Annotated in this window: 14 protein-coding genes and 3 pseudogenes; 8 read left to right on the top strand and 9 right to left on the bottom strand. The window is 62.9% G+C overall.

Features of this window, described 5'->3' with window-relative positions; all coding sequences use genetic code 11:
* From AC1DY5_RS23020 to AC1DY5_RS22985, 8 genes and pseudogenes are all read right to left on the bottom strand, one after another.
* A pseudogene (locus AC1DY5_RS23020) lies at window positions 1-123 on the bottom strand (IS630 family transposase); the annotation flags it as partial.
* A gap of 258 nt (window positions 124-381) precedes the next feature.
* Complete coding sequence (locus tag AC1DY5_RS23015; protein WP_478115087.1) at window positions 382-627, bottom strand: hypothetical protein; 246 nt, start codon at window positions 625-627, stop codon at window positions 382-384.
* Window positions 628-913: 286 nt separating this feature from the next.
* Window positions 914-1,609 (bottom strand): phosphatase PAP2 family protein, encoded by a 696-nt coding sequence (locus AC1DY5_RS23010; RefSeq protein WP_478115085.1) that lies wholly within the window; start codon window positions 1,607-1,609, stop codon window positions 914-916.
* A complete protein-coding gene (locus AC1DY5_RS23005) occupies window positions 1,610-3,886 on the bottom strand; it encodes a copper-transporting P-type ATPase (RefSeq protein ID WP_478115084.1) in 2,277 nt (758 codons plus the stop codon). It lies immediately after the preceding gene.
* Window positions 3,887-4,261: 375 nt separating this feature from the next.
* Window positions 4,262-4,915 carry a methyltransferase family protein gene (locus tag AC1DY5_RS23000; protein ID WP_478115082.1) on the bottom strand — a complete coding sequence of 218 codons (654 nt, stop codon included), beginning with the start codon at window positions 4,913-4,915 and terminating at the stop codon, window positions 4,262-4,264.
* Window positions 4,896-5,144, bottom strand: a complete 249-nt coding sequence (locus tag AC1DY5_RS22995) for a DUF2933 domain-containing protein (protein WP_478115080.1) — start codon at window positions 5,142-5,144, stop codon at window positions 4,896-4,898. Before AC1DY5_RS22995 ends, AC1DY5_RS23000 begins: the two co-directional genes overlap by 20 nt.
* 24 nt (window positions 5,145-5,168) lie before the next feature.
* Window positions 5,169-5,624: a hypothetical protein gene (locus tag AC1DY5_RS22990; protein ID WP_478115078.1), complete on the bottom strand. Its 456-nt coding sequence runs from the start codon at window positions 5,622-5,624 to the stop codon at window positions 5,169-5,171.
* Between the two features lie 154 nt (window positions 5,625-5,778).
* Window positions 5,779-6,033, bottom strand: a complete 255-nt coding sequence (locus tag AC1DY5_RS22985; protein WP_478115076.1) for a heavy-metal-associated domain-containing protein — start codon at window positions 6,031-6,033, stop codon at window positions 5,779-5,781.
* Between the two features lie 471 nt (window positions 6,034-6,504).
* Between AC1DY5_RS22985 and AC1DY5_RS22980 the strand changes: the two genes are divergently transcribed.
* The 7 genes from AC1DY5_RS22980 to AC1DY5_RS22950 all read left to right on the top strand — a co-directional run bounded on the left by AC1DY5_RS22980 (window position 6,505) and on the right by AC1DY5_RS22950 (window position 11,569).
* The gene (locus AC1DY5_RS22980; RefSeq protein WP_478115074.1) at window positions 6,505-6,678 is read left to right on the top strand and encodes a copper-binding protein; all 174 of its coding nucleotides are present in this window, start codon (window positions 6,505-6,507) and stop codon (window positions 6,676-6,678) included.
* Between the two features lie 160 nt (window positions 6,679-6,838).
* A complete protein-coding gene (locus AC1DY5_RS22975; RefSeq protein WP_478115072.1) occupies window positions 6,839-7,498 on the top strand; it encodes an ArsR/SmtB family transcription factor in 660 nt (219 codons plus the stop codon).
* Window positions 7,499-7,507: 9 nt separating this feature from the next.
* Window positions 7,508-7,858, top strand: a complete 351-nt coding sequence (locus tag AC1DY5_RS22970; RefSeq protein ID WP_478115069.1) for a DsrE/DsrF/TusD sulfur relay family protein — start codon at window positions 7,508-7,510, stop codon at window positions 7,856-7,858.
* Window positions 7,822-8,628 (top strand): MBL fold metallo-hydrolase, encoded by an 807-nt coding sequence (locus AC1DY5_RS22965; protein ID WP_478115067.1) that lies wholly within the window; start codon window positions 7,822-7,824, stop codon window positions 8,626-8,628. The genes AC1DY5_RS22970 and AC1DY5_RS22965 overlap by 37 nt, the downstream gene beginning before the upstream one ends.
* Before the next feature lie 2 nt (window positions 8,629-8,630).
* The gene (locus AC1DY5_RS22960; RefSeq protein WP_478115065.1) at window positions 8,631-9,926 is read left to right on the top strand and encodes an MFS transporter; all 1,296 of its coding nucleotides are present in this window, start codon (window positions 8,631-8,633) and stop codon (window positions 9,924-9,926) included.
* A 36-nt stretch (window positions 9,927-9,962) separates the two neighbouring features.
* On the top strand, window positions 9,963-10,481 hold the full coding sequence (locus AC1DY5_RS22955) for an aspartate carbamoyltransferase (protein WP_478115064.1): 519 nt from the start codon (window positions 9,963-9,965) through the stop codon (window positions 10,479-10,481).
* 146 nt (window positions 10,482-10,627) lie between these two features.
* Window positions 10,628-11,569, top strand: a complete 942-nt coding sequence (locus AC1DY5_RS22950; RefSeq protein ID WP_478115062.1) for a DMT family transporter — start codon at window positions 10,628-10,630, stop codon at window positions 11,567-11,569.
* A 51-nt stretch (window positions 11,570-11,620) separates the two neighbouring features.
* On the opposite strand, the pseudogene AC1DY5_RS22945 reads toward AC1DY5_RS22950, so the two are convergent.
* A pseudogene (locus AC1DY5_RS22945) lies at window positions 11,621-11,908 on the bottom strand (MBL fold metallo-hydrolase); the annotation flags it as partial.
* Between the two features lie 84 nt (window positions 11,909-11,992).
* Between AC1DY5_RS22945 and AC1DY5_RS22940 the strand changes: the two are divergent.
* Window positions 11,993-12,185 (top strand): annotated as a pseudogene (locus AC1DY5_RS22940) (hypothetical protein); the annotation flags it as partial.

Raw genomic sequence — 12,185 nt, 5'->3', positions numbered from 1 at the left:
GCCCAACACGATGCGCGCTCGCAATGCCATGGCCTGCGCGGTCTTGCGCCGCAGCGTCAATGCCGTGAGTTGTTCGCGCTCTGCATCGCTGAGCACCAGTTCGCTCTTGGGTCTGCCTCTCATTGCCACCTCGTCGTGTCGACACACTACACGACGGACACAGGCAGACCAAATTAGTTCAACGAATTTATAACTCAGGATACTAGCTCAACGGGGTCTAACTCGGGGAGTCCCACATAGCATCTTTGGAGGACGACGTACGGCCGCTGTGGGCCCACAGCGGCTGTACAGTTTCCTCCGAAGCGGACGTTCAAATCGATATTGTGTGTCAATTTTTGGTCGCTTCAGAAGAGGTATGCCGTTTTGACGTCTGCGGCCCGCTCAGTTCGCTTGGCGGGTCACTTCGAAGTGCACGCCACCAATCTGACCGACGATGTTGACGGCCAAGTCAGCGTATCCGGGTTCGATATAGACCAGTTCCAGGTCGTGATTCAACTTCGCCACTTCACGCCAGTCCATTTGATGCTGGGGCAGGATATCCGCCGGCTTCTGATTCGGGCGCATTGGATAGGGCATGGCATATACCCTGCACTGAGGATGGCCAAGGGCGATGTAGATGGTTTCCACCCAAGCTTGAGATGACATGATATTTTGTTGGTGAGTACTCCCGCACAATGTATCGGCGCGCCATTTCATATTTGTGGCAGAGCTCTCGAAGCTTTCGACCAGTCGACGGTGTTTGAATCGTTGATGGCGTCAACCACAGGATTGGCGACCTACATCGAAGCTTTGGCTGCTCGATGTGCAGTGCTGAAGGGGTTTTCCGAACACTTGAAAGATGGCCCTCTGGACGACATCGGCGGCGGGGATGACGTAACTCGAGTCCGCGCGCTGAGGATTTGAAGATTCGCGCTCAGCGGCCCGTCACTCGACGCGCCACGAGCAGCCATGCCAACGCCCACGCGGCGCCAAAGGCCCAGCCTCCCAGGACGTCGGTCGCCCAGTGAACACCGAGGGCGATGCGGCTCACACCGACGACCAGCGTCATGAGCGCCGCGGTCGCCAGGATATAGAGGCGCTCTGGCATAGGACCGCGCGAACTCGCGACGAGTGCCCCGAGCGTCAGGAACACGATGGCCGAATTGCTCGCGTGACCGCTCGGAAAGCTCAGGCCCGGAGCCACTAGTTCAGCGAATTCAGGGGCGGGACGCAAACGACCGAATGCCGTCTTGAGGATGCTGACGAAGACCGAACCCGTGATAACGGCTGCTGCGACCAGGAAGGCCGTCGACCGGGCAGAAACCAGCACCAGATAGCCGATGCAGATGACAGTGAAAAGCGTAAGAACGGTCGTGCTGCCCAAACCACTCAGGTCCCGCATGACGCTGGCCAGCCACGGATGGCCTGCGCGCAAAGCTTGCGCGCCGTGCAAGAAGTACATGTCGAACGTGCGCGTGTCGCCTTCGACGACCTCGCCGCCGAGCTTGGCGAACGCGAAGGCAAGCAAGACCGCCGCAAGCCCTGCCACCAGTGGCTTGAGCAACGACCGATATCCGTCACGGGGCGAACGAGTGGCCGGCACGATGTCATGGCTGCGTGCAGATTTCACTCAGCCCTCCAGCTTGCTCGCGCGCAATCGAAGAGAGTTGGCGATGACGCTCACCGAAGATAGCGCCATGGCGGCCGCGGCCACGACCGGCGAGAGCAGGATTCCGAAGAACGGATACAGCACGCCGGCTGCAATCGGTATGCCGAGCACGTTGTAGCCGAAGGCAAACCAGAGGTTCAGGCGGATGTTGCTCATCGTTGCCTGCGACAACTGGCGCGCCTTCACGATGCCCATGAGGTCGCCGTGCAGCAGCGTCACGCCCGAACTTTCCATTGCGACATCGGTTCCGGTGCCCATGGCGATTCCGACGTCTGCCGCGGCGAGTGCCGGCGCGTCGTTGACGCCGTCTCCTGCCATGGCGACGACGCGGCCTTCGGCCTTCAACCGCTGCACCACAGAGGCCTTGTCCTCAGGCAGCACCTCGGCAACGACCTCGTCGATGCCCAGTTCCCGACCGACCGCCTGCGCCGTGGTCTTCCCGTCGCCCGTCAGCATGACCACGCGGATGTTTGCCTTCCGCAATGCGGCGATGGCTTGGGGCGTGCTTGCCTTGATGGGGTCCGCGATGCCGACGAATCCGGCGAGGCGGCCATCGATGCCGACGAAAATCACGGTGGCCGCCTTGGCGCTGACGGCCTCGGCCATCGTGGCAAGCGGAGCGACCTCGATGCCGTTCTCGGCCATGAACTTCACGCCTCCGCACACGATGCGGGCGCCATCCACAACGCCCACCACGCCTTTCCCGAGGGGAGAGTCGAAGTCGGTCACGGGCGAGAGCACGAGCTTGCGCTCCAGCGCGTCCGCGATGATGGCGGCGGCCAAGGGATGTTCGCTGGCTCGCTCCACGCTCGCCAGCTTCTGAAGAACATTGCCCGCGTCGAAGCCTTCGACCGGTTGCACTGTCACGACCTTGGGGCGACCTTCGGTCAAGGTGCCCGTCTTGTCGACCACCAGCGTATCGACCTTCTCCATCCGTTCCAGCGCTTCGGCATCCCGAATGAGCACGCCGCTCTGCGCACCGCGCCCGACGCCCACCATGATGGACATTGGCGTTGCAAGGCCCATGGCACAGGGCACAGGGCACAGGGCACAGGGACACGCGATGATGAGCACCGCGACAGCCGCAATGAGCGCATACGAGAACGCTGGACTGGGTCCCCACACAAACCAGGCGACGAACGCGAGCACTGCGACGCCAATGACGACCGGAACGAACCACCCCGCCACCTGGTCCGCCATGCGCTGAATCGGCGCGCGACTGCGTTGGGCGGCGGCCACCATATGGACAATCTGCGAGAGCAAGGTATCGACACCGACCTTTTCTGCCCGCATCACGAAGCCACCGGTCTGGTTGAGGGTCCCCGCGGTGACCTTCGAGCCCGGCGCCTTGGCCACCGGCATCGGCTCTCCGGTGACCATCGATTCGTCGACGGTTCCCTTGCCGTCGGTCAGTTCGCCATCGACCGGCACCTTTTCGCCGGGACGCACGCGCAACGATTCCCCCACTTGCACAGTTTCCAATGGAACACGCTCGTCGGTGCCGTCGGCCTTCACGCGCACCGCCTCCTTCGGGGCCAGGTCAAGCAGCGCCCGTATCGCACCCGAAGTCTTTTCCCGGGCCCGAAGTTCCAGCACCTGGCCAAGAAGCACCAGCACGGTGATGACCGCCGCGGCTTCGAAGTAGATGGCCACCGCGCCGTCAGGACCCCTGAACTCGGCCGGAAAGACCTGCGGCATCACCGTCCCGACGATGCTGTAGACCCAGGCCACGCCGGTGCCCAATGCAATGAGGCTGAACATGTTCAAGCTACGGTTCTTGACCGACGCCCAAGCTCGGACAAAGAACGGCCACCCGGCCCACAGCACGACCGGCGTCCCGAACAGAAGCTGAATCCAGTTCGAGGTCTGCTGCCCGATGAGGTGATGGATGTCCATCAAGTGCGCGCCCATCTCCAGCGCGAAGACCGGAACGGTCAACGCAAGGCCCACCCAGAAGCGTCGGGTCATATCGCGCAACTCGGGGCTGTCGCCAGATTGGGTCGTGGCTACGATCGGCTCGAGCGTCATGCCGCAGATGGGGCAATTTCCCGGGCCCATCTGCCGCACCTGCGGGTGCATGGGACAGGTGTACTCGATGTCCTTGGCGTCCGCGCTTGGCGCATGCTTCGACGAGGSTTGCGCGTGACCGGCGTGCGCGCCATGGTCATGAGGACCGTGATGCGCCATACGCTCATGCATCTTGCCCGCGTCGAGCTTGGACGAGGTGTCGGACGTCATTGGCATCATCTTTCCAGCAATGGTGATGCTGCAGTCTCTACCCTCCCATCATGGGAGGGTCAAGCCAGCATAGGTTTTCGTTTGCTTCAGATTTGAGGCTGCGCAACGAGCAAGTAACCGACCCGCCCGAGGGTCGCCACCAATATGGCCCAGCAAGCCAAGAACAGCGTGCGGTCCCACCATTGCGGTTCGCGACCCCCAGCCTCAAGCCAATACTTGAGCGTCATCCCTGCGCCATGGAGGAGCACACCGGCACCCAGCAGCGGCAATGCGTGCCGTTGCATAGGCAAGGGCGCAAGCAACCCCAGTCCCGCTCCGAGGACGATGGCACCGACCCATGACAACAGCTCGGCGCTCTTGATGAGAGCCGGGCCACTAAGCATGTCGATGCCGACCGCCGCCCCAGACGGGAATGAAGCAAGGCGTCACGGCGGCGTATGCATGCCAAGCGTCCCCGAACTCACGCTCTGAATCGTGTTCCTCGGAAATGGCGAGCCGGACGTACATGAACACCAGCACCGGGAACATCGCAAGGGTCAGCAGCGTCGGCCACTGAAGCAGGAAGCCGAACATGATGAGCACGAACGCGACGTACTGCGGATGCCGAATGCTGCGATATGGGCCGGCTGTAGCCAACTCATGGCGCCGCTGCGCGTGATACAGGACGTGCCACGCCTTTGACAGCAGCATGAAGCCGGCGAAGATGRCAACAAAGCTCAGGATGTGCAGTACCCCTGCGTGTGGATTGCCGTGCTGTCCCGTAAACAGCCACCACAGGTGCCCGGCCTCGTGCCCGAATAGGTTGACACCGGGATACTTGGTACCGAGCCAGCCGGACAACAGAAAAATGGTGAGGGGGAAGCCATACATCTCCGCGAATAGGGCCACGATGAACGCAGAGTAGGCTCCAAAACTCCTCCAGTCCCTCAGCGTCGACGGCTTGAAGAAACTGTAGGCGAACCCGATGAAGATGACGGAGTTCAGGAGCACCAGGCTCCACAAGCCGTAGTCATTGCTCGCGCTGTTCATGGTCGCCTCCCGACGGCTGGTGCCCGGAATGCTCTCCACCGTGACCGTGCCTGTGGTGCATGAAAATGTGCATCAGCGGACAAGCAAGGATGAGAAGGAATGGAAGCCATCCCAGCAGGTGCGCCCTGTGTTCGGTAAGCAGGAAGAAGGCGCCGACGAGAGCGACGACAAGCAAGCCGATTCCACCGGGTGAGCGCCAGAAACTTGGCTCGTGGTCGTGCGTGTCCATCTTGATGCTCCCCGACAGATGTGGCTACTTGGCCGCAGGAGGCATTGCCGCCTCGCGGTCCACCATCATCTGCATCATCATTTGCATCATGGCCATGCGCTGCATCATGTCTTTCTGGCCGCCGGGCATCGAGGACATGCCACCGCCCTGCATCGGCATGCCTCCACCCATTTGGTCCATCATCGGCATGCCCCCGCCCATCTGCCCCATCATCGCCATGCCGTCCTGCATGGCCTTCATGTGGTCCTTCATCAGCGCAGCGCGCTCTGACGGCGTCTTGGCCGCCATCATCTTCTGATGCATCTCCTGCATTGTCTTCATTTGCTGGTCGAACTTGGCCGGGTCGACCTTCGGTGCGGTTTCAGCCGCCGGGTGATGCGCCTCGTGCTCTTCGGCCTGCTTGGCTCCCGAGCCGGGAAATGAGGAGCAGCCCGCAAGCGTGACCGCTGCGGCCGCAGCCAAGATACCTACGAGCTTCATGGTTCTTCACTTTGTGACTTGAGTGCTCGGGACAGCACTCGATGGTTCCACAATGCTCGCAAGGGCTGCCTGCGCCATTGATACAAATCAAGGCCGGATGAGCTAATCCCGGCTCAACCCCTCGAATTTTTGAAGCCTTCCGGGTGGTCCTCGACTATCCGCAGCAGCAGCCGCCTCGCTTGGTCGCAGCGGGAATGGGCGAGGTGCCGTCGATGACAACCGGGCTGTAGCCAGCATCCTTGATGGCGTCGCTCAACTGTTGCGTGGTTGCGGCCGAGGGCTCGACTTCAACGCGATGTGCTGCCAGGTCAATTTGGACTTTGGCGTCCTTGTCGACGCTGGCTACCGCCTTGTTGATGGCGCTCACGCAGTGACCGCAGGTCATGTCGTTTACTTCGAAGGTAGTCATGGCTTTGCTCTCAGGGAGTTTCGATTAGACGAATGTCAACCCTCCCATGATGGAAAGGTCAAGTCGTCGAGCAGAACCCCTAATCAACCAAGCCTCTTCTGACATTGATTGACCTTCCCATGGGGGCAAGCTTCAAAGATTCGGGCTAGGCTCTCCGTAGAGTTCCGCCTCCAAGCTGCCGCCCGTGATGTTTCTTCGCATCTTCCTCTGCAGTGCTCCTGGCTTTCTGCGCCTCTCCCGCCATCAGTTCGCCGACCGCTGCAGCCGGCGCCGTTTTCTCACACCCAGTTCATCTTTGAAGGAGCACTTCCGTGAAGACATTCAACTTGCTTGCAGCCTCGCTCTTGGTCGTTTCCGCCGCCGCAGGCATTCACGCGCAAACGACCTCGGCGGCACCCCAAGGCTCCGCGACAGCGGCGATGGCCTCCATGACCGACGGTGAAGTCCGGAAAGTAGACAAGGAGGCAGGGAGTGACTCTCCGTCACGGCCCCATCGTCAATCTCGAGATGCCCGGGATGACCATGGTCTTTAGGACGGCGGCTTCGAAGATGCTCGACACCCTAAAGGAGGGCGACAAAGTTCGCTTCTCGGCCGAGCGAGTCAACGGTGCGATTGCTGTCACACGAATTGAGGCGGTCAACTAGAGGCGAGCTCTGGGGGTGCCAAGCTGTCGGGCGCGGCGGCTGGCAGTCGCGCACGCATTTCGGGGCCGCCGCACGGCCGAACGGACGGCCGTTCCGACCAGGCAGACAGGTTTGGTCAAGGTCCTCATGCCATCATTCCAATAGCCGTTAGAATGATGGGATGAGAGAAGTCAAAGACCGGCTCTACGAGCAAGTTGCCCGCATTGGCAAGGCCCTCGCCAGCCCGAAGCGCCTCGAGCTCATCGAGCTCCTGTGCCAAGGCGAGAAGACCGTCGAGGTGCTCGCTGCTCAGGCTGAGATCAGCGTCAAGCTCGCCAGCRCCCACCTGAAGGAGTTGCGGCTGGCCCGCCTTGCGGAGACCCGCAAGGACGGCAAGTACGTCCTCTATCGCCTGGCCGGCACGAGCGTGGCCGACCTCTGGGTGACTGTCCGCACCGAGGCCGAGGAGCGCTTGGTCGAGTTGCAGTTCGCGCTGACATCCATCGTCGAACACGGCGACGAGTTGGCAGGGGTCGACCGTGCCGACATCCTGAAGAAGGCCAGGACGGGCGAGGTCCTGGTCCTGGACGTCCGACCCGAAGTGGAGTTCGCCACTGCACACCTGCCGCATGCGTGGTCGATGCCTTTGGCAGAACTCAAGAAGCGGCTCGCCGAGCTCCCCAAGGATTTGCCGGTTGTCGCTTACTGCCGCGGCCCGTTCTGCCTCATGGCCAAGGATGCCGTCGAGTTGCTGCGCAAGAAGGGTTATCGTGCCTTCCACCTGCCTGACGGTGTCGCCGAGTGGCGCGCACGCGGTCTGCCGCTCGAGGAACAGACCTGAGGTATCGGCATGAAGACCTTGGTCATCCTGAACGATGCTCCCTACGGCAGTGAACGCACCTACAACGGCGCCAGGCTGGCCGGTGCCATCGCCAAGCAGGTTGACAACAAGGTTCGCTTGTTCCTCATTGGCGACGCGGCCTCCGCTGCACACCGCATGCAGAAGGTGCCAAGCGGCTTCTACAACCTCGAGGTCATGCTGGGGTCCAGCGTGAACCACGGTGGAATCGTCGGCGTCTGTGGCACCTGCATGGATGCACGCGGTATCACCGTCGAAGACCTCATACCCGGCTCGCACCAGAGCAGCCTCGACGAACTGACGCAATGGACCGCTTGGGCCGACAAGGTGCTGGTGTTCTAAGACAGGAGTCAGCCATGTTTTTCAGGCAAATTGCTGCGGAGAACGCGACGCTTTCTTACTTCTTCGGCTGCGCCGGCTTAGGCAAGGCGGTGGCCGTGGACGTGGTCGCCGGCGATGAAGACTGGTTCATCGCCGAGGCGGAGCGAGTCGGCGTCAAGATTGCCCACGTCATCGACACCCACGTGCATGCCGACCACTACTCCGGTGGCCTCGAGTTGGCCCGTCGCGTCGGTGCGCCGTACTACCTGCACGAGAGCGACAAGGGCCGCGTCCGCTTCGAGTTCGCGCCTCTGACGAACGGCCAGCGCCTCGAGGCTGGCAACGTGCTGGTGGATGTATTGCATACCCCGGGGCACACGCCGGACAGCGTCTGTCTGCTCGTTCGCGACCTGCGCCGGGGTGATGAGCCCTGGTTCGTAATCACTGGCGATACCTTGTTCGTTGGTGCCGTAGGCCGTCCCGACCTGGCCGGGCGAGAGCGGGAAATGGCGGCGCAGTTGCACGACTCGCTGCATGACAAGCTGCTCACCCTGCCTGCCGACCTCGAAATCTATCCCGGTCACCAGGCTGGTAGTGCCTGCGGCGCTGGCCTGTCAGGCAAGCCCGCGTCAACCATCGGATTCGAGAAGCGCTTCAATCCGATGCTCTCGATGTCGCGCGAGGCATTCATCGAGGCATCGACAGCGGAAATTCCGCCGGAACCGGCTGACATGGCCCGCATCATGAACGCCAACCTGCGGGGCGCTATGCCCGGGCCTGAGCTCGCTTGAACATGTCCGACCGCCCCATGGACTACGGCATCCGCGCCAACCTCGCTCAGCTTCTCCAGCAACTGTTGCAGGTCCTTCTGGTGGGCATGACCATCGGGATGATGCGAACCGTGGTCCCGGCACTGGCCGAGAGCGAGTTCGGCGTGCCACGCGGGTCCTTCATGCTGCTGGTCGCGTTCGTCGTCGCGTTTGGCTTCGTCAAGGGCGCGATGAACTTCATCGCCGGACGTCTGGCCGAGCGCATCGGCCGGCGGCAGGTCTTGCTTATCGGCTGGCTCGTGGCCCTGCCGATTCCGCTGCTGGTCTACTTCGCCACCTCGTGGAGCTGGATTGTTGCCGCGACGGTTCTGCTGGGCGTGAACCAGGGCCTGACCTGGTCGATGACACAGACGGCCGCACTCGACATCACACGTGCCGACCAGCGCGGCCTGGTCATTGGACTGAACGAGTTCTCGGGTTACGTGGGAGTCGCYATCGCCGGTGTCGTGACAGGCTATGCGGCGACGCTGCTCGGCCCGCGCACCGGCCTGCTCTGGTTCGGCGCCGCAGTCATCGGACTGGCCACCCTGCTGGCCTGGTCCGCCGTGGTCGAGACCTTGCCCTGGGCCCATGCCGAGGTCAAGCGGCACGCCGACGCGCCTGCGGCACAGGCCCTGCGGCCGCGCTACCCAATGAACGTGAGCGAGCAGCCCACGACGGCGGAGATGTTCGCCCTGATGAGCTGGCGAGACCGCCGGATGGCCGCGCTGTGCCAGGCGGGCCTGGTCGAGAAGTTCGTCGATGCCCTGGTCTGGGCGTTCTGGCCGGTGTACCTGCACCAACAGGGCGTCAGCCTGCCCGGCATCGGATGGATCGTCGGCATCTACGGCTTCACCTGGGGCGGCGCGCAGCTCTTCACGGGCAAGCTTTCCGACCGCGTGGGCCGGCATCACCTGAACGCCTGGGGCATGTGGTTGTGCGGCGCCGGCGTGGCGCTACTGCCGTTGGGTCACGGGTCCGCCTGGTGGGGTGCGTCGGCCGCTATCGCTGGCCTCGGCATGGCCATGCTCTATCCAAATCTCAGCGCTGCGGTCGCCGACATCGCCCATCCGAGCTGGCGCGCGTCGGCCATCGGCATCTATCGCTTCTGGCGCGACCTGGGCTACGGCATCGGAGCCCTTGGCCTTGGCGCTGCTGCCGCCCTCGGCGGCCGGCTCGAAAGCGCGTTCTGGTTCGTCGCCGTCGCCATGCTGCTGTCCGGCGCCGTCCTGTACCGTTGGGGCGAGGAAACTCATCCGCGGCTCAACCCGGCTTTATGACTTCCCACGCTGCGGCTAAGACAAGGAATTATCCCCATGACAAAACTCCTCATCCAAGCGACGCTTGCGGCGCTCATTGCCCTGCCGCTTGCCGTGCACGCCGCAGAAACGCAGCGCCAGGCCGAAGTTGCACGGCTCGGCGCCGATGTGATGCCATTCAGCCTCAGTGCGACGACACACATCTTCACCAAGACGGCAGACGGCGGAACCCAGCGCGTCGTGGCCGAGAACGCCAACGACGTAAAGCAGGTCGCGCTCGTACGCACGCACCTCCATGACATCCAAGCCGCGTTTCTTAAAGGCGACTTCTCAGGACCTTCCCACATCCATGGCGAGGATATGCCAGGGCTGACGCAGCTCAGGGCCGCCAAGCCAGGCCAGGTTGCTATCGCCTACAAGGATGTGAAGGGCGGCGCAGAGCTGAGGTATCGGACCCCTGATGCCAAGCTGGTGTCGGCACTGCATGCCTGGTTCGACGCGCAGCTCTCGGACCACGGAGCAGACGCGATGGCCGGCCACCATCCACACATGCACGACCAAATGCAGAAGCGGTAAGAGGTTAGGCGGCCTGCCGACGAAGCGCTACAAATACGAAATGAACACTCTCACCCACCGTGGCGTGCTGGCGGCCCTCGCTGCCGCGGCGCTCTTCGGCGCCGGTACGCCGGTCGCAACTGCTGCTTGCGCACACCAGTCCTTGGTTGCTGGCGGGCTTTCTTTACCTTGGCTCCGGCGTTGGGCTGTGGGTCTGGCGCCTTATCTCGCGCGCGCCAGATGCTCGGCTCCAGCGGGCCGAACTCGGGTGGCTCGCGGGCGCCGTCGTCGCAGGGGGGATGCTCGGCCCCCTTCTGCTGATGACTGGACTGACCGGCATAGCTGCAGCCGACGCTTCGTTGCTTCTGAACGCCGAAGGCGTGTTCACCGCCCTCCTTGCCTGGTTCGTGTTCAAGGAGAACTTCGACCGGCGTGTTGCACTGGGAATGATTGCCATCGTGGCGGGTGCCGCCATCCTCAGTTGGCCTCGCAAGACAAGTGTCGGCGCCCTCTGGCCCTCRTTGGCGGTGCTGGGCGCCTGCCTGGCTTGGGCGGTCGACAACAATCTCACTCGAAAGGTGTCGGTGGCCGACGCGTCGTTCATCGCGATGACCAAGGGCTTGGTAGCCGGCGCGACGAATCTCGCACTCGCGGTCGCCACAGGCGCGACTTGGCCGTCGACCGGAGTGGTCGCCGGGGCAGCACTTCTGGGCCTGTTGAGCTACGGCACCAGCCTTGTGCTTTTCGTCGTCGCATTGCGCCACCTCGGAACGGCACGCGCGGGCGCCTATTTTTCTGTGGCGCCGTTCTTTGGCGCGGTCCTGGCCATCGGGCTGCTCGGCGAGCCCCTCACCGCGGGGCTGGTTGCGGCGGGCATCCTGATGGCCATCGGCGTTTGGCTGCACCTGACCGAGCGACACCGCCATTGGCACGCTCATGAGCCGCTGGAGCACAGCCACGAGCACGCGCACGATGCGCATCACCAGCATGCGCATGCCGATGGCTCATCGGACGCGGCCCGGCATACGCATTGGCATCGCCATGAACCCTTGGCGCACGAACACGAGCACTTCCCGGACATCCACCATCAGCACCCGCATACTCACTGAGCCGGGCCAAAAGCGGTGGCCTCACCGTTGGTTATCGAGGCTGAGGCCAGTTCAAGCGCTCGCCTTGGCTACAGATGGCTGGTGAACCGGAAGCGTGTTTAACGGAATGCGTAGATACGCGACGCCGTTTTCATCGGGGGGCGGCAGTTGCCCGGCCCGGACATTGACCTGAATTGACGGAAGGATGAGCGTCGGAACATCCAGGGTGGCGTCACGGGCCGTGCGCATGGCGACGAAGGCGTCCTCGCCGATGCCGTCGCGGACATGGATGTTGTGCGCTCGCTGCTCGGCGACGGTGGTCTGCCACCGGGGCTGTCGGGTCGCGGGCGGGTAGTCGTGACGGCTCTGGTGCAAACTTTGGCTTCCGGTAGGCTACCGACCTTTGTGATGTGAAGGCTGAACGTGGCAAAGAAGTTCCAGAGCATGGATGAGCTGTTCAAAGGTCGGCACTTTGAGCGCGAGATCATCGTGTTGTGCGTTCGCTGGTACCTGCGCTTCAAGCTGAGCTTTCGTGACCTGGTGGAGATGATGGCTGAGCGTGGCTTGGTCTTGGCCTGGCTGAGCGTGGCTTGGTCTTGGCCCACACAACGGTCATGCGCTGGGTCCAGCGGTTCGT

It is taken from the genome of Variovorax sp. P4_D9, from assembly GCF_056401695.1.
The sequence above is the reverse complement of the archived record's forward strand: the minus strand, read 5'-3'. Positions and strand labels throughout refer to the sequence as shown.